General features: G+C 40.7%; 12 protein-coding genes. 11 read left to right on the plus strand and 1 reads right to left on the minus strand.

Translation table 11 applies throughout. The features are described from left to right. Window positions 1-555 precede the first annotated feature (555 nt). The 9 genes from ACFSR6_RS17120 (at window position 556) to ACFSR6_RS17160 (ending at window position 16,170) form a co-directional block, all read left to right on the plus strand. On the plus strand, window positions 556-3,873 hold the full coding sequence (locus ACFSR6_RS17120; protein WP_379081051.1) for a SusC/RagA family TonB-linked outer membrane protein: 3,318 nt from the start codon (window positions 556-558) through the stop codon (window positions 3,871-3,873). A gap of 17 nt (window positions 3,874-3,890) precedes the next feature. Next, window positions 3,891-5,837: a RagB/SusD family nutrient uptake outer membrane protein gene (locus ACFSR6_RS17125; RefSeq protein ID WP_379081053.1), complete on the plus strand. Its 1,947-nt coding sequence runs from the start codon at window positions 3,891-3,893 to the stop codon at window positions 5,835-5,837. Between the two features lie 22 nt (window positions 5,838-5,859). Next, complete coding sequence (locus tag ACFSR6_RS17130) at window positions 5,860-7,062, plus strand: DUF4959 domain-containing protein (protein ID WP_379081055.1); 1,203 nt, start codon at window positions 5,860-5,862, stop codon at window positions 7,060-7,062. 30 nt (window positions 7,063-7,092) lie between these two features. Then, on the plus strand, window positions 7,093-8,316 hold the full coding sequence (locus ACFSR6_RS17135) for a DUF4998 domain-containing protein (protein WP_379081058.1): 1,224 nt from the start codon (window positions 7,093-7,095) through the stop codon (window positions 8,314-8,316). 488 nt (window positions 8,317-8,804) lie between these two features. Beyond that, on the plus strand, window positions 8,805-9,392 hold the full coding sequence (locus ACFSR6_RS17140; RefSeq protein ID WP_379081060.1) for a sigma-70 family RNA polymerase sigma factor: 588 nt from the start codon (window positions 8,805-8,807) through the stop codon (window positions 9,390-9,392). Between the two features lie 79 nt (window positions 9,393-9,471). Next, the gene (locus tag ACFSR6_RS17145; protein WP_379081063.1) at window positions 9,472-10,542 is read left to right on the plus strand and encodes a FecR family protein; all 1,071 of its coding nucleotides are present in this window, start codon (window positions 9,472-9,474) and stop codon (window positions 10,540-10,542) included. 83 nt (window positions 10,543-10,625) lie between these two features. Beyond that, window positions 10,626-13,808, plus strand: a complete 3,183-nt coding sequence (locus tag ACFSR6_RS17150) for a SusC/RagA family TonB-linked outer membrane protein (RefSeq protein ID WP_379081066.1) — start codon at window positions 10,626-10,628, stop codon at window positions 13,806-13,808. 23 nt (window positions 13,809-13,831) lie between these two features. After that, on the plus strand, window positions 13,832-15,241 hold the full coding sequence (locus tag ACFSR6_RS17155; protein WP_379081068.1) for a RagB/SusD family nutrient uptake outer membrane protein: 1,410 nt from the start codon (window positions 13,832-13,834) through the stop codon (window positions 15,239-15,241). A 29-nt stretch (window positions 15,242-15,270) separates the two neighbouring features. Beyond that, a complete protein-coding gene (locus ACFSR6_RS17160; RefSeq protein ID WP_379081071.1) occupies window positions 15,271-16,170 on the plus strand; it encodes a glycerophosphodiester phosphodiesterase family protein in 900 nt (299 codons plus the stop codon). 445 nt (window positions 16,171-16,615) lie between these two features. Here the strand turns inward: ACFSR6_RS17160 and ACFSR6_RS17165 are convergent, their stop codons facing one another. Further along, on the minus strand, window positions 16,616-16,912 hold the full coding sequence (locus ACFSR6_RS17165; RefSeq protein WP_379081074.1) for a hypothetical protein: 297 nt from the start codon (window positions 16,910-16,912) through the stop codon (window positions 16,616-16,618). A 140-nt stretch (window positions 16,913-17,052) separates the two neighbouring features. Here ACFSR6_RS17165 and ACFSR6_RS17170 point away from each other — a divergent pair, with 140 nt between their 5' ends. Both ACFSR6_RS17170 and ACFSR6_RS17175 read left to right on the plus strand, forming a co-directional pair. Beyond that, entirely contained in the window at window positions 17,053-17,628 is a 576-nt protein-coding gene (locus ACFSR6_RS17170) for an RNA polymerase sigma factor (protein WP_379081076.1), read from the plus strand. A gap of 118 nt (window positions 17,629-17,746) precedes the next feature. Continuing rightward, on the plus strand, window positions 17,747-18,907 hold the full coding sequence (locus tag ACFSR6_RS17175; RefSeq protein WP_379081079.1) for a FecR family protein: 1,161 nt from the start codon (window positions 17,747-17,749) through the stop codon (window positions 18,905-18,907). Window positions 18,908-19,082 lie beyond the last annotated feature (175 nt).

A 19,082-nucleotide genomic window follows, 5' to 3' on the forward strand; every position in this document is an offset into this window, starting at 1 on the left:
AAAATCGGAATAGAAAGAAGTGGTATAATCAATATATAAAGTATGCAAATTGCTCGTTTACTTATGTTTATTGGTGTTTATCTTGTTCCTGTTGTATCTGCTTGCTTAAAATTCTGTTACCTGAAGCAGTTAAAATTTACCGACATTTTTTAATTATGGGTTAAAATATGGTGGTTTTATATTAAAATACGGTTATAATTATATCACGATTGTACATACATTTAAAAAACGTTATTTAGACGTTTATTAAAAGATTATTGTCTTTTAAGCAAGAATAAGGATAACCAACCACTAACCAGATATAACTAATATGAACAGAAGTCTAATCCTCAATAGGCAAGCGCGCCTATTTAAAAACTTTTTCAAAGTCAGCATCACCATTTTTTCAGATAACAGATACGTTTAACCGGAAACAGTTTAAGGTTTCGCCTTATTCCGTATTTTCTTAAGCATTTTTATAAACGTTGTTTTAACGTTTATAATTAATCCTGAAAAGGAAATGGCATTACTATGCCTATTAAATCCACCTAAAAAACCATTAAAACAATTAATATTATGAGTAATAATCAAGGTTTAAATCCAAAAATTCGCAATCTGCCTGATGTACTGAGCGGTTCTCTCAAAATGTTGATCCCGCCAGTTATAACCGGGAGGCAAAACGTGAGGAAAGTTAAAACCGGTTTTAACAGTAGGGCATTGGCAAAATATATGATGCTTGTGCTCGTCTTTTTAAGTATTAATGCAATGGCCCAAAATCAAATTTTGGTGAAGGGTATTGTTAGGGACTCGACGAGCGGATTGCCCGGTGCGGTAATCAAGGTTGCCGGTGCTGCGAACCAGGGAGTTGCTACCGATAATTTTGGCCGGTTCGAAATCAGGGCTGCAAAGTCGGCCACCCTCTCCATTACATGTGTAGGATTTAAGCCAAGGCAGATTTCACTTGCCTCGCAATCAGTTGATGCTGGCAATGTGATCACTTTGGATATTAAGCTTGAAAATGCTACCACAGAATTACAGGAAGTTGCAGTAACGGGATTTGGTAATACCCAGAAAAAAGCGAGTATGGTTAGTTCGATCACCACCGTAAATGTGAAGGATTTAAAAACCCCTTCATCGAACCTGACCAATGCGCTTGCCGGGCGTATTGCCGGAATAATTGCTTTTCAGAGCAGTGGCGAACCGGGAAGGGGTACGGATAACTCAACTTTCTATATCCGTGGTTTATCTACGTTTGGCGCTGGTAAAAGAGACCCGCTCATTTTGATTGACGGGGTAGAATCAACACCTACCGATATGGCGCGCCTGCAACCAGATGATATCTCGGATTTTTCTGTACTGAAAGATGCTGCGGCCTCTTCGGTTTATGGTGCAAGGGGAGCAAATGGGGTTGTGCTTATTAATACCAAAATGGGAATGAATGGAAAACCTCAGTTTAATTTCAGGGTAGAGAACAGGGTATCAAAAAATACAAGGGATTATGAGTTTGCTGATAATATTACCTATATGAGAATGGCCAATGAGGCTTCCATAACACGTACGCCAAATGGCATTGAACCCTATTCGCAAAATAAAATCAACAGCACTGCAGCTGGCGAAGATCCATACCTGTACCCGAATAATAACTGGTTAGACCAGCTTATCAAAAAGCAAACGATTAACCAGGGCTACAACCTGAATATAGCAGGGGGCTCTAACCGTGCCAGGTATTATGTAGCGGGTACCTTAAACCGGGATAACGGTAATTTAAAAGTGAACCCGATTAATAACTTTAATAATAATATCAGGTTAACCAATTATTCTATCCGTTCAAATATAGACTTCGATCTCACCAAGTCGACAGTATTGATTATCCGTATGTATGGCCAGTTTGATGACTACCAGGGGCCAATTGGTGGCGGTGAGCAAACTTTCAGGAATGCATTAAACGCAAACCCGGTAATGTTCCCGGCTGTGTATCCGTCGGGTAAATTGCCTTTTATTGAGCATCCGCTTTTTGGTTCAGCTCAAACACGCAATACCGACTTGAGCCTAAGTTCTACCTTGTATACAAATCCTTATGCAGAGTTGGTAAAAGGATATCAGGTGTATAAGAGCTCTAATCTGCAGCCTCAGCTGGAGTTGAAACAAGACTTGTCTGACCTGACAAAGGGCTTAAGCGCACGTGCAATGGGATATTTGCGCAGAACTTCCTATTACAGGGTAAACAGAAACTACAACCCGTTTTTTTATTCTGCAGTGATCAATCCCCAGGATCAATCCTATAATTTAACCGCATTAAATGATGGCGGACAAAATTCAATAGGTACGGTTGGAACAGAGGTGCTGAATTTTACCAGGGATGCAAAGGATATAGATTCCAGGTTGTGGCTGGAAGGTTCAGTAAATTACAACAGGACTTTTAAGGATAAACATGCAGTTGGGGGGATGCTTGTTTCTTACCTCTCAGATTATGAAAATGCCAATGTTGATGAGTTGATCCAGTCTTTACCTTCAAGAAATGCTGGTATTTCAGGAAGGTTTTCTTATGGTTATGATGACAGGTATCTTGCTGAATTTAACTTCGGTTACAACGGATCAGAGCGTTTTGACACCCGTAACCGTTGGGGTTTCTTTCCGTCAATCGGTGTTGGCTACAGAATTTCGAATGAAAAGTTTTTTGAACCGCTGAGGGGGGTGATCTCTAATCTTAAATTCAGGGCTACCTATGGTGTTGCCGGTAATGATGCCATTGGAAATGTAGGAGACCGTTTCTTTTATATGTCGAGGGTAAGTTTAAACGACAATAGTTATGGTTCCTCTTTTGGCAGAAATGACGGGGCCCCGATCTATTCCCGTCCAGGTGTTTCCATATCCAGGTATGCAAATGCCGATATTTCATGGGAAAGGTCTACCCAGTTAAATATTGGAATGGATTTGACAGTAGGAAAAGGAGTTGATGTAGTGGTAGATGTTTTCAAACAAAAACGGACCAACATTTTGCAGCCTGTTGCAAATATCGATAATGCAGCAGGTTTAATGGCAACAACCTTTTCCAATTTCGGGGATGGTACATCCAAAGGTGTTGATATGTCGGGTAGCTACAGGGCAAATATTTCGCGCGATTTTTCAATCAATGCCAGGGGTACTTTTACCTACGCCACAACCAAGATCGGTAAGATTGATGAATTACCTTACCCTGCATCTTTATCTTATCTATCCAGAAAAGGAACAGCATTTAATCAGGCCTATGGCTATATTGCGGAACGGTTGTTTATTGATGATGAAGAAGTTGCCAATTCACCCGTTCAGTTCGGCGATCGTGGCCTTAAGGCAGGAGATATCAAATATAGGGATATAAATGGCGATGGGGTGATCAATACTGATGATCAGGTTCCGCTAGGTTACCCTACAGAACCAGAAATTACCTATGGTTTTGGATCCAGTTTCAGGTACAAGAAATTTGATTTCAGTTTTTATTTTCAGGGATCTGCCCGTTTTTCATTCTTCATTAATTCTACCCAAATCCAGCCATTTTATCAGAATGGAGGTTACCAGACCGGCTTGCTAAAGGCCATTTCGGAAAATTACTGGACGGAGACAAATCCTAATCTTTATGCTTTTTGGCCAAGATTGAGCACCTGGAGGGTACCAAACAATAACATGACATCAACCTGGTGGATGAGGAACGGTAATTTCCTAAGATTAAAAAATGTAGAGTTTGGCTATTCCACTGATATTAAAAAACTTAATCTCAGAAATGTGCGCCTTTATTTATCGGCAACCAATCTTTTCATACTGAGCAAGTTCAAGATGTGGGATGCCGAAATGCGTGGCAATGGAATGAACTATCCACTACAATCGCTTTATAACCTTGGCTTACAGGTGAGTTTATAACTTAATATCTATTGGAAATGAAAAAGAAAAAAATAATTGCATTAGCTGTCGTTTTCACAGCGTTTTGCAGCATAACATCCTGTAAAAAGTATCTGGACATTGTTCCCGACAATGTTGCCGTGATAGAAAATGCATTCAAACTTCGCATCGAAGCTGAAAAATACCTCTTTACCTGTTATTCTTACTTACCTAAAAATGGCGATGGCTGGTTCAATGCCGGAATGATGTCGGGTGATGAAATCTGGTTGCCCCAAACAGACAAGGCCCATTGGCATCCGGCTTTTCAGATTGCCCAGGGAGAGCAGAATAGAAGCAGGCCTTTATTTAACGAATGGGGCGGAGACTTAAAAGGAGGCGACGGAAGATATAACTATCTCATGATGTTCAGGGCCATCCGCCATTGTAATATCTTTCTTCAAAATATCAAAGACCCAACAAAGGCGCCCGATCTCGGAATAGCAGAGCGTGAAAGATGGATAGGGGAAGTAGAGTTTTTGAAAGCCTATTACCACTATTACCTGATGAGGACGTACGGACCTATACCGCTCATTGATGTAAATGCACCCGAATCTTCAGACCCAGAAGGACTTTATTATAAACGTGCCCCAATAGATGAGACTGTAAATTATCTTTCAACACTTCTGGATGCAGCGACTGAAAAGCTGCCACAACGGATTTCTGATGAGAATAAGGAGCTGGGAAGAATAACCAAACCCATCGCACTTGCCATTAAGGCAAAACTCCTTCTGATGGCTGCAAGTCCGTTATTTAATGGAAACCCGGATTACGCAGGCTTTAGGGATAAGGAGAATACTACACTTTTTAATCCGGTATTTGATCTGAAAAAATGGGAAAAGGCAAGAGATGCAGCCAAAGCGGCAATAGCATCTGCAGAGCTAAATGGTAGTGCCCTTTATACCTATACCAATGATTCGTATGGCTTAAGTACAGAAACGAAAACTCAATTGAACATCCGTAATGCAGTAACCACCAGGTGGAGTACGGAGCATGTTTGGGCACTGTCAAACAGTTATTTTGTGAATGAGGCCCTTTGTATGCCACCAATGGCAGGCATCGCAAATGTAGACAGGTTCCAGTTACAGGGCGTTTGGGGAGCCCCGTTAAAAATTGCTAAAATGTTCTATAGCAAAAACGGTGTACCCATTGATGAAGATAAAACACTTGATTTTGCCAATTATATGCAAACCAGGGTAGCCACTACCTCAGAGCGTTTTACCATTGAACCCGGATTTGCAACAGCAAGGCTTAATTATGACCGTGAACCAAGGTTTTATGCTGATCTGGGCTTCGATGGAAGTAAATGGTATATGAAAGATGCCACCAGCACAAGCAGCGATGTAAACTCGGTATACGTTCAATCAAAAAATGCAGAGCGATCTGGATTTGGCCATTTTACCAACTGGAATGAAACCGGTTATTTTATTAAAAAGCTGGTTCATTGGGAGTCAACCACAAATACCAATAATGCCCCAACCTGGAAAACCTATCCTTGGCCGGAAATAAGACTGGCTGATCTTTATTTGATGTACGCCGAAGCTTTAAATGAAGTGGAACCCGGTTCTGCCACTGCAATCAGTTATGTAGACCGTGTGAGGACCAGGGCTGGACTAAAAGGTGTTGTAGAGTCATGGACAACTTATTCCAAAAATCCATCTAAATATACCAGCCAAAATGGCCTACGCGAAATTATTCGAAGGGAACGCCTGATCGAGCTTGCATTTGAAGGTCAGCGTTTCTGGGATCTCCGCAGATGGAAACTGGCTGCGGAGGAGCTTAATAAGGATATTACGGGACTAAGTGTTTTGGGCAAGACAACTGAGAGTTATAATATCGAAAGAACTATTTTCAACCAAACATTTATCGCACCAAGGGATTATTTGTGGCCGATTGGAGACAATGAAATCAGAAAGAATCCAAAACTGGTAGAAAACCCTGGATGGTAGTATTTATTTAAAGATAAGAATCATGAAATCAAGGAAAATATTTAATTACTTATTGCTGCTTACATTGATACCGGCCCTGTTCTCCTGTAAGGAAGAAGAATTGGGAGGTCCAACAGGGAATGATGGAGCTGTTCCTCAACTGGTAAGCAACATTCAGGTCGAAAACCTGAATGGCAAGGCTAGAATTACCTATAAACTGCCTAACGACAAGAATTTATTATATGTCAAAGCTGTTTTTAAGTTGGCTAACGGAACGAATTTTGAAGCCAAATCATCCTTTTATAAAGATACAGTTGTAGTTGAAGGATTTGCAGATACACTGGAACATCAGGTATCACTGTATTCTGTAAGCAGGAGCGAAGTGCTTTCGCCGCCAACCCTGGTAAAGGTAAAACCCCTTGAAGCCCCGTTCAAGAAAGTATTTAAGAGCATTAAGGTAATCAATGCCTTTGGTGGATATAACCTGTCGGCTACCAATCCGACACGAGATAATATTTCGATCATGGTAATGAAGAAAAATGTTTTTAAGCAATTTGAAGTGGATAATTTCAGGAGCATATTTACCCGTACCGACGAAATTTTATCGAAGATCAGGGGGCTTGATACCACAAGGCAGGAATTGGCAATTTTTGTTAAAGACAAATGGGGAAACAGTTCAGATACCCTTTACATAGCTATAAATCCGATATTTGAAGCCAAACTTAATCCCTCACTTTTCCGGGCTTTGGTATTACCTGGCGACGCTCCGCAGGTTACCAATGGTGCTGCACTGGTTTATGCCTGGGATGGCAGGCTCGGATGGCCTTACACAAGCTTTACCCACCAGATAAATGGTGGTAACGGGCCGCATATGGTTAGCTTTGATACCGGTGTGTCTGCAAAATTAAGCCGTGTATGGATTCGTCCTTTCCCTGAAGGAACACGATATTACTACCTCTCTACCATGAAAAGGTTCGAAATTTACGGTTCAAGTAACCCAAATTTAAATGGGGCTTTAGATTCAAGCTGGATTCTTCTGGGCAGCTACGAGGTGAAAAAGCCTTCAGGACTGCCTTATGGAAACGATAATGCAGAAGATCAGGCCACTGCCGCTGCAGGTTTTAGCTGGGATATTGATCTCAATGCGCCTAAGGTACGCTACCTCAGGATCAGGTGCCTGGAGAACTGGGCAGGCGGAACCGCGCAAAGTATCAATGAAATAGAGGTTTATGGTGCAGTACAATAAGCAATATGATTCATTAATTAGCATAAGAAGATGAAAAATAAAATAAAGCAAACCATCCTCCTGTCTTTAGTAGCCATACTGCTGTTTGGTTGCTCTAAACCGGATGATTATAAAAAATACCTGGAAGGAGGAGATATCCTTTACTCGGGTAAGTTAGACTCTGTTAAAATTAATCCGGGTAACAACCGCGTACAGTTAACAGGCCTTTTAAAAGCCGATCCAAAAATCAACAGGATTAAAATCTATTGGAACGATCAAAAAGATTCGATTGAGTATCCTGTAAATATGAATACAGATTCGAGGAAATTCTCCAAAATATTTAATGTGGAAGAAGGGATACGAAGTTTTTTAGTGTATACTTTCGATGTTGAAGGAAACCGGTCTATTGCTGTTAATGCAGTTGGACGGGTTTATGGGCCGCGGTATGCTGCATCACTGAACAACCGGGCAATTGCCAGTGCAACACAGGTTAATGGCGAAACTGTTATTGATTGGCTGACCATTGATCTCTCAGCCGGGCCTTTTGCTACCGAAATCCGGTATACATCGACTACCGGACAAAAAACGCTAAGGGTACCAATAGCTACAGAACGTACCAAATTGAATGACCTTGCTGGCACGGTATCTACCATTAGCACCAGAACCCTGTACCTGCCAACTAAATCAAGTATAGACACTTTTTATACGGAATTTACCCAGGTGGGTGTTTTAAAGGATGTTACTGCCCAGTATTTATCAAACACAAAGATACCTTTTGCTACCAGTGTGAAGGGCGACAGGTGGGGAATCCCAACGGCTTGGACAACCAACGATGCCGTGCGAAATTTCAGGCAGGCTCCGGGTGTATTTTATGGTGGTGTAGACGCCTGGTTTGATGGCCCTCAGCTGGCTATGGAAGCAGGATGGTCAGCAGATAATATGGCTACAATTATTGATGGTAAAATTTATCAAAGTGCTGTTCTGCCTCCCGGACAATATACTCTCGAAATGGATATTCCTGATTGTACCGCAGGCGGAGATTTTTATACCGTGGCTGCCGAAGGAGATGGTATACCCAATACAGGCAACATCACATCTTCATTGGCTTATGCCAAAACCAATGCAAAAGGTACAAATAAAATCACCTTTACGCTGGCTACCGAAAAGAAAGTATCGCTTGGTTTCGTTGGCAATGTTCCAAACAAGGGGGCTGGAGACGGGACATTCTGGAGAATTAGTCAGGTACGCCTGAAATATTTGCCTAAAACTAATTAGCCTGACTTTTTACCGGAGTTAAAAACAGGGTTCAATTCCGAAAAAAATGATCAGGAATGAAAAAGTAGTAAAAGATGATATATCATAAATACATATCACTACTCGAAAAGCCGTCATTGCGGGAAGGCTCTTTCAGCTGATGAAGCCTGCCTGCTGCAGGCAGGCAATCTTTGCAGCAAGGATCACTAGCCTTATTGTATCGTCGTTCCTCTTCGCAATGACGATACTTTTTATTGAGCTCTATCATATGGTAGAGCTCTTTTATTTAAAAAGGGGCAGTTTTGAAGTTTAATCTGGTATGTTGATGTTAAAAAGACCTGTAGTACACTCTTTTTTTGGAATAACTACATTGATCATTAAATAAATAATGTTCCCCTTGAATATCTGTATTTATCCTTTTCCACAGATCATACGGCGATAAATTTAATATAGAGTTAATATTGGTGCTGTAATTTTGGCCAAAATACTTTTGGTCTATATAAATCCTTATGGTAAATTACCAATTTCAAAGCGATAGGTTGCAAGACAGGAATGTTTTTGACCAGGTCTACAAGGAATATCATAAGGTTGTTTACGCCAATATTTTTAAGCTGATTAAAGATACTGCCATTGCTGAAGATATTCTCCAGGATGTATTTTTCGCACTTTGGGAAAACAGGGCCAAACTAGATCCAGACCAACCGGTATCTGCATGGTTGTTTGTAGTGAGTTATAACAAATCAATATCCTATCTCAGGAAAAAAATAAAGCAAAGTATTTGTTATGTAGATAGTTATGATTCGTTTCACCTTGTTGCCGAAGAAATATTCCCTGATAAACGGCTTATTGAATCGGAACTCAATATGCTCGAAGAGGCTATAAATGCACTTTCACCCCAAAAGCAAAAAGTATTCAGACTGTGCAGGTTTGAAGGAAAATCACAAAAAGAAACCGCGCAGCTCTTAGGACTTTCAACCGAATCGGTAAAAGACTACTTAAAACAATCCAGGTACTTTATCAAAGAGTACATTCTTTCCAGGAACCCAACCGGTGGCATTATAAGCATTTCGGTTTTGGTCATGCTTATGGCTCTGTAGTTTTGTTAATGGTAAATTAATGTTTTAATAACATTATTCGTCACCCCCTAATTCACATCTGTTGCGTATTTATTAGCAGATGAACGAAGTAAAGAAACTTGTAGATAAATTTTGGTCGGAAGATACAAGCCTGGCCGAAAAGCGTAAGCTGCTTTTACTGATAAATAAAAAGGCTGCCGAATTAAAATCTGATTTAAAGCATGATTATGACCTGGAATTAGCATCCGTTGAGGGCGAAATAACAGAAAGGCGATTTCAGGATATTTTGGTACAGCTTCATGATCGTATAGATGATCAGGAGGTAAAGACTGGCCCAAAGATATTTCCGCTCTACCAGTGGATAAAAGCGGTTGCTGCTTTATTAATTATGGCTTTGGTTACTGCGTTATATTTCAACCATAATCATACTCCAAAGAAGCAGGTATTGGCTGATCACTATTCACAAATAAAAAAAGAAATACTCAGACAGCCCTATAACTCTGGCAAAAGCGCCATCATCATCCACCTTTCTGATGGTTCGCGGGTTACCTTACAACCAGAGAGTTCACTGAGTTATTATGAACCTTTTGATAGTAAAACCAGGAATATCAGCCTTAAAGGAGAGGCAACTTTTAAAGTCGCCAAAGATAAACACCATCCGTTTATCGTAAATGCCAATGGTTTTACCACAACAGCACTTGGCACCGAATTTACGATCAATACTTTTAAGCAGAACAAGGTTGTTGTAAAGTTACTGGAAGGAAAGGTGGTTGTTAAAGCCGCCTCAGGAAGCAGTATGGGCATGAAAGATGTTTATTTGACCCCCGGTGAGCAGTTAACGATCAATACAAAACTAAAATCACATGCTTTGATCAATTTCCAGGATCCGAAAAAATCAGTTAAGCTTCAATCAAATCAAAATCTTCCTCCTGGTGCAGCACTTGTATTTAACGAAACGCCTTTGAGCGAGGTATTCAATAATTTGGCCAAACGTTACCATGCCAAAGTTGTATACGATGGGATAGAAGAGGCTGAACTGCAGCAATTATATTTTACCGGAACTTTTGATGGTACAGAAAAAATGGATACCATATTACGAGTCATCTGTAATATGAATGGATTAACCTTTAAACGGAACACTAACGGCATTTCCATCAGCAAACAAAAATAATTTTTAACCCCTGGTTTTAACCCTAATGGATATCCTCAAGGCAGGATAATGGAACACTATTGCTTATTTTTTTGAATTATATCATGCAAACAAACAAACTTAAAAAGACAATCAAAAGATTCAGGTACTTTGCCGTACTTGCACTACTGACCATCATTACCCATGCTGTTTATGCACAGCAGACCACTTCCGTTAAAGGAACCGTGGTTGATGAAAAAGGGGCCACACTTCCTGGCGTATCGGTAATGATGGTAGATCAGGTGACCAAAAAGCAAGAAAGTACGGTTACCGATTTAAAAGGGATATTTGTTTTTAACAATGTTAAAATAGGAAATAAATATGATTTTTCCTTTAATTACGTAGGTTACGAAAAGAAAACCACTCCTGCTTTTTTAGTCAATCCAGGTACCAATAATTCTATTCTTATCCGCATGGAAACCAGTTCTTCAGGTTTGAACGATGTGGTGGTGGTAGGTTACGGAAGCCAGAAGAAAACCAAGATTACCGGAGCCATTTCGCAGGTAAAATCAGAAGAGCTAAATAAATACGCAGGCAGTAACTTCGCTCAGCAACTTGCCGGTAAATCAGCTGGCGTGGTAATTAATGATGCTTCTGCCCAGCCAGGTACCGATCCACAGATTGTGATACGCGGTATTGGTACACTTACCGCAGGCGTAAGTCCGTTGGTGGTTGTAGATGGCTTTCCGCTTTCAGAAGGCAGTTCGCTCAATACAGTGAACCCCCAGGATATAGAAACTGTTGATATTCTGAAAGATCCGGCTTCAGCTGCTATTTATGGCTCGAGGGCAGCCAATGGGGTGATCCTGATTACCACTAAAAACGGTCGTTCAGATAAAAACACTGTTTCTTTCGACTTTTATACCGGTGCTCAGGTGCGGGCAGATAAGGTAGAACTAATAGACGGTTATCAGTTTGCTCAGCTCAATACCGAGGCGAGAGATTGGGGCTATGTGTCTAGAAACCCGACAAACAGGAGTGTAAACGACGATTATGCCACAAGGGTTTCAAAAGGAGCGAATAAAAGAGATTTAAGGTTAAATTATATCCAGCCTTACTTAAATAACCAAGCTGGTTTAACCAATACAGACTGGTTGGATGAGATTTTCCGTACGGCACCCATCAGTAGTTATAATATTGCACTTTCAGGCGGAAACGATAGATCTAAATACTATTTTTCGGGCAATTACTTTGACCAGGACGGGATTGTGATAGAAACCGGATTGAAACGTTACAGCATGTCATTTAAGTTTGATTCCAAACTTTCTAAATCATTTGATGTGGGTTTGAGCGTTAATCCGAGCTACAACCTGCAAAATTTTTTCCAGAATGATGCCAGCAGGAGTAGTGATGCCATTGGCGCAGCATTGATTATGTACCCTTTTTTCCCTGCAAGGAACAAAGATGGCTCTTTAGCCATAAGCCAGCAGATTGCAGCGAATACACCTGAAGATGGTGCCCTTGGCGAAAATCCTGTTGCGATAATGGAAAAAACGAAATACAATAGAAACCTGTTTCGCACTTTCGGAAATGCCTACCTTAATTTTAAACCTATTGCAGGGCTTACCTTTAAATCGCTTTTAGGTGGAGATTACAGCAATAGTTTTATCGACTTCTTTAGCCCATCTGATGTGGGTGAGTACCGTACCGCGGCACCAAAACCAGCCCGGGCGAGCGAAACAAAGGGCTCGGTAATCAATTACCTTTGGGAGAATACCCTCACTTTTGAGAAGAGCTTTGGAAAACACGATATCAATATCATGGCCGGAACCACCTTTCAGAAAGAATCTGGTAACAGTACGCTGGTTTCGGGCACCGGAATACCTGATAATAACATCGATAACATTGCAGGCGCATCTTCATTCTCGGTAGTTCCAACAAGGTACATCTGGACACAGCTTTCTTACCTTACCCGGTTACAGTATGCCTATGCAAACAGGTACCTGTTTTCGGCGGCCATCAGGAGAGATGGTTCCTCGAGGTTTGGTCAGGATGCAAAATGGGGTAATTTTCCGTCAGTAACCGGGGGATGGATCGTAAGCAGGGAAGATTTTTTTCCGAAAGCAGGCTGGATAGATTTATTGAAGTTGAGGTTAACCTATGGCAAGGCCGGAAATAACCAGATTGGTAACTACAGTGCTTATGCCCTTGCAAATCCTTTGAATTATGTGAGCGGGTCAACACTTCTTCCGGGGTTTGCTGCCGTTAACCCGGCAAACAGCAGCCTCTCATGGGAAACTAAAACCTCTTATAATTTTGGAGCGGATTTAGGGTTTTTCAAAGTCCTGAACCTTTCAGCCAATTATTATTCGATGGTCACTTCAGATCTTTTATTACAGGTTCCTGTGCCTTCCCAATCGGGTTATGATAGTGCATTGCAAAATGTGGGCAGGGCCAGCAACAAGGGCCTTGAGCTCGAACTTTCTGGCGCAAACATTAAACTTGGTCCCTTAAGCTGGAATTTTGGCGCAAACTTAGCCACAAATAAAAACAAAGTTTTAGAACTGGGGCCTGGCCAGAACCAGATTGTTACAGGAACCAACAGCGCATTCAGGACCAAAGTGGGTGGCCCTATTGCCGAGCTTTATGGCTATAATGTTACAGGCGTATATAAAAACCAAAGTGAGATAGACAACAGTCCGCACGTAGCCGGAACCTTGCTGGGCGATTATATTGTGCAGGATGTAAACGGCGATGGAAAAATAACACCCGATGACCGGATGGGCTTTGGTACCTACGCACCAAAAATTACCTATGGTTTCAATAGCAGCTTTGATTACAAAAACTTTGAACTGAGTTTCTCCATCAACGGGATATGGGGAAGGAAAATCTATGATAACGGCTTGGTTAACATGGAATCAGGTGAAGGTTTCTCTATGGCCGATACCTATTATTATCAGAACAGGTATCATCCTGTTAATAACCCTAACGGTTTTCTGGCACAGCCCAATACCAATTACTCTGCAAACAGGTTAAATACCAATGCATCAAGTGTTTTCTTTCAAAAGGCAGATTATATCCGCTTGCGCAACGTTCAGCTTACCTATAATTTGTCTCCTAAATTACTTTCGAAACTAAAAGCATCCAGGGCAAGTGTGTATGTAACCGCGAATAACCTGCTTACCCTTACCAGCTTCCGTGGATTTAATCCTGATGCCACCAGCGATAACGTGCTTACCTCGGGGTATTCCTATTCGAACTATCCCGTAGCCAGATCTTTTGTAGCAGGTTTTAATTTAACCTTTTAATGCATCGTTAAATATTATTCAAAATGAAAAATATAATCAACAAATTACTTTTTATCGGAGGCCTTTTCTTTCTTTTTTTTATTGCTTCCTGTACCAAAGAGCTTAATCAACAACCTATTACCTCTAAATCTTTGGCTAATTTTCTCACTACCGAAACCGAGGTGGAAGAGTATGTTAATGCGGTTTATGGTACTTTACAGTTAAACGGATTGTATGGCCTCTATCTTCCGGCCATCGGGGAAATTCCGTCAGATAATACGTTTGACGAGGTGCCCGCAAACGATGGTGGCATGTATGGCCAGCTCGATCAGTTTACAACTGTCTCATCAAACGGTATGCTGTCTGATTTCTGGAAAAATTCTTACCAGGGTATTCAGCGCACTAATACAGTTCTGAACAGGATTGATGGCATTTCTTACGCCAGTTCTACTGTAAAGCAGGCCAGAAAAGGAGAAATGCATTTTATCCGCGCCTTACTTTACTTTAATATGGTGAGGGTATTTGGCAATGTTCCACTGGTAACAAAAGAGACCACCAATCCGAACGATTATTTTGGGCAGGGCCGTACCGGTAAAGATTTAGTTTACGCTCAAATCCTTTCAGACCTGTCTAACGCCATACAGGAACTGCCGGTAAGCACTACTGTACAGGGAAAGGTGATAAAAACAGCAGCTCAATCTCTGTTGGGAAAAGTATACCTCACCTTAGGGAAATTTGCAGAAAGCAAAGCCGTGCTGGCTGACGTAGTTGCATCCGGTAAACACCAGTTACTGGCTGATCCGGCAGATATTTTTGCATTGAATAATAAGAATAACAATGAAATTATATTTGCTGTTCAGTTTGCATCAGGGATAAACGGAAACAGTGAAGGCAGTTCAGCCTATCAGCAGTTCAGTCCATCAGGTACCATCAGTGGAGCAAAAGGACATAACCTGCCAACCAAAAGCTTTTATCAGTTGTACAGTAATTCTGACAAACGTAAAACGGCTTATGTTGGCCTAACCAGTGCCGGAACGCCTTTTTCTACTAAGTTGAAAGCTTCTACCACAACTCCTGCAGATGGTGGCAGTAACTTTGTGGTTTTGCGTTACGCAGATGTACTGTTGATGCTCGCCGAAGACGAAAATGAGCTTGATAATGCTGAGGTGGCAAAAAACTATCTAAATCTCGTTAGAAGGAGGGCTGGCTTAACTGATGCCGTGCAGCAAACCAAGGAAGATATAAGGGATGCGATCTCTTTGGAGCGGAGATTGGAATTGATTGGAGAAGGGCATCGCTGGTTTGACCTGCTCAGAACAGGTACCGCTATTTCGGTAATGAATGCCTGGTTTGCCTCGCAAAATATAACAACCAGGATTACCGATCATGATCTTCTTCAGCCTGTTCCGCAAGACCAGATCGACACCGATCCTGCAATCAAACAAAATCCATAAATATTATTCAATTCAAAACAAAATACAACATGAAAACTATTATTATACAACTTTTTATGGCGTTAATTGCCTTAACCGGATTCGCGCAATCAAAACCCGAGGCAAGCCTAAAAGAGGTGTTTAATCCTAAGGGTAAAACCGTATTGGTTACTGCCCACCGTGGCGATTGGCGCAATACCCCCGAAAATTCTATTCAGGCACTTAAAAATTGTATTGCTATGGGAGTAGATATTATGGAGCTGGATTTGAAGAAAACCAAAGATGGGCACCTGGTAATTATGCACGATCAGACCATCGATAGAACTACCACAGGAAAAGGTAACGTATCTGACTATAATTTGGCAGAATTAAAAGCATTTTTCTTGCGCTCAGGTTCGGGGCATCCAACCAAACACCATGTGCCAACCTTTACAGAAATACTGGCACTCGCGAAAGATAAGATCATTATTGATGTAGATAAGGGATATGATTATTACCCTCAGGTAATTAAAGAACTGCGCGAACAGGGAATGATTGGACAGGCCATTGTAAATGTAAAGGGAAGTACACCATTATCTGTGATAGAGCAGGAGGTAGGTAAAATTGAAGAAGACATTACCATTATGCCTGTAGTGGATATGAAAAGAACTGATGCTTCAGATATTATAGCAAGTTATAAATCCCATCAAAAAACCATTATCCAGGCAAACTTTAGTACCGACACCTTAGCGGTTCTGAAAAATATCGGAAACCTGAGGATAAATTATGGTTTATGGATCAATAGTTTATGGCCTGAACAAAATGGCGGGCATGATGATGATATGGCAGTAGAAGAAAATAAAAAAGATGAAAGCTGGGGATGGCTGGTTAACCATAAAGCAAACCTGATTCAGACTGACCGGCCAAAGGAACTTCTACAGTATTTAAGGACTAAAAACCTTCATAAATAATGTTTTATTTTTTGGACTGATTCATATTGCAGGCCAATAATCTTGCAGTAGAGGACAGGCCGTCGGGAACCGATGTAGCGTTGCCCGACGGCCTTTATCAGTTTTTCACGTGTAATTGTTGTAGTAACAAAACCATAGAACAACCATTTTTACTGATTACGTAATTAATTTGGCAATGATATATCAGTTTACACTTCACTATCGTTCGTGATATTACACCAAAAATTGCCATAATAACAAATATAGTTCATGAATATAAAATGTCAAGTCTATAATTATTTTTAGTCTTACGGTTAACCGTAAGAAATAATGGTATTTAATTGAGTTTTTTACAGCTCATTTATTAAATAAATCATTATGGCAAAAGTAGCTGCATTTCATTCGATTAAACAAAATGTTTACCATGACAANCGAGTATATTGATAACAGTGAGAATAAATTGGTATTATGGATAATAGTTCCGAACCTCTCTTTGTTTTCCATCTACAGTGGTAATTGAAGCTTGTATTCTTGCTTTAACCATCATTCTGTAATCAATCAAAAGTAGAAAACCTGAATTTATAAGGGGTACTATAATTCTCCAATTAGGAACATCTTTTCTGATTGCAATTAAAGCAAAATAACCTCCAATTAGTAAACTATTTGAAGAGAATAATTTATCATGGATTCTATCAAAATACTTTTGCGTATCAGCTATTCCAGATTCCTCCGTCCTCTCAAATCGTTTATCCATATCATCCATTTCTTTTTCGGTAAGCCTGACATTTCTTCAGTCTAAAAGGCTCCGGATAGGTGAATTCTTGTAAAATAATTCTGACTATTTACAGTATAATCGGAAAAAATATCTAAAATTGATTAACACAATTTTATAACCGAATATAAATGGCCGTAGCTCACAACTTTATCGATGCTGAATTAATTGAGCTGCTTAGAAAAGGAGACCAGGAGGCTTTTACCATTATTTACAACAACTACTGGAAGTTACTTTTTCAAACAGCCCACCGCATTCTTAACGATGCTATAGCCGCTGAAGATATTGTGCAGGACATTTTTGTGAGCCTGTGGAACAGACGGAACCAGGCCGTTATTCTCAACCTTAAGGCTTACCTGCAGCAGGCTACCCGTTTTGCGGTATACCAGGCCATAAGGGAAAAACGGCACGACGATGCTTTTTACAACCGGTTGGCACAGGTAACCGCCGATATCATTACCGATAATCCTTTGCTCTTTAAAGAACAGCAAGAATTGCTGCACGAAATTATTAATGCCCTTCCACCAGAATGTAAAGAGACGTTTCGCCTCAGCAGGGAGGAAGGCATGACTTACAAACAGATTGCCATTCAGCTGGGTATTTCAGAAAAAGCAGTTGAAAAGCGTATCACAAAGTCGCTGAAGCATATCCGTAACGGCCTGTCTTTAAGCGGATGTTTATCTGTACTCACCACAATGTTTTTCTAAAGGTTCATGATTTTGTGGTAAAAAAATAACCTGACCTATATTATTCTATATCCGGAAAAAAAATCAATTTAACGGTAGGGTACAGGAGCCATTTTTACACTAGTAATAAAATGGCATTATGGAAAAACAGCGATATTTAAGTTTGTTGGAAAAATATCTAGCCGGTAAATCTACCCGGAAGGAAGAGTTATTGCTTGATGAGTACTACAAAAGGCTGGAGGCAATGTCAGATGTGGAACTATCCGGGCAACAGGAAAATCTCCTGAAAGATTCGATTCTGAAAAAGATCCGTTCCACGATTGACGCGACTGAAAATAAACCCCAACAAATGCCAAAACGCTCATTGCGCATATGGTATGCTGCGGCATCTGTTCTGGTGATGATTGCAGTAGGTAGCTTTTTTATCCATACTGATAAAAAGACCGCGATGGTAAGCAACTTGCCCGGTAATATAAAACCGGAAGATATTAGACCTGGATCAAACAAAGCGGTACTGACCTTAAGTAACGGAAAGCAAATTGTACTTAATAACCCGCAAACCGGTGTTTTAGCCAAAGAAGGTACAGCGCGTATTATTAAAAAAGAAAATGGAGAACTGGTATACGACCCTGAAGATAAAGCCACCGGGCAAAACGAGCAGCCAGTTTACAATACCATAACCGTTCCAAGAGGAGGGCAATATCAGGTTGTTTTAGCCGATGGAAGTAAGGTATTTTTAAATGCAGCTTCGTCACTCACCTATCCCACCCGGTTTAGTGGCAGGTACCGGAATGTGGAACTTAAGGGTGAAGGTTATTTTGAGGTTGCGAAAAATGCAGCCATGCCATTCATTGTAACGGCTAACGATGTTCAGGTACGGGTGTTGGGCACCCACTTTAATATTTCTGCTTATGCTGACGATGCCAGTATAACCACAACCCTTATAGAAGGCGCTGTTAGCCTCAACAAAGGAAAATTGAGCAAACTGCTTGCGCCAGGGCAGCAGGGAATCTCGGCATTTAATAATCCCGAAATCCTCGTTCAGCCTGCCAACATCGAACAAACCATGGGCTGGGTAAAAGGCAATTTTGTATTTAAAGATTTAAACATAAAAGAAGTGATGAAAATTGCAAGCAGATGGTACGATATCGAAGTAGAGTATCGCGGTAACGCGCAGTCGAAAAAATTTGGAGGAACAACCTCCAGGTTTAGTGATATTACCGAACTGCTTAATTATATGAAGATTACCGGTGGTGTAAATTATAAAATAGAGGGAAGGAGGGTTATTCTGATGAACTAAAGCTTACCGTTTAAAGGAATAACAAAGCCGGAAGTGTACCACCACTCCCGGCTGTACAGCCAATAGGCTGTAATTAAGTATTCCGATATGATCACTTTCAATTAACCAAATATTCAAGAAAACTCAATAACCAAATGTATAAAATTTCTACTGCAATTAGATGCGGGAGGCATTC

Source organism: Pedobacter vanadiisoli (genome assembly GCF_042684385.1).
In the GTDB taxonomy this organism is placed as follows: domain Bacteria; phylum Bacteroidota; class Bacteroidia; order Sphingobacteriales; family Sphingobacteriaceae; genus Pedobacter; species Pedobacter vanadiisoli.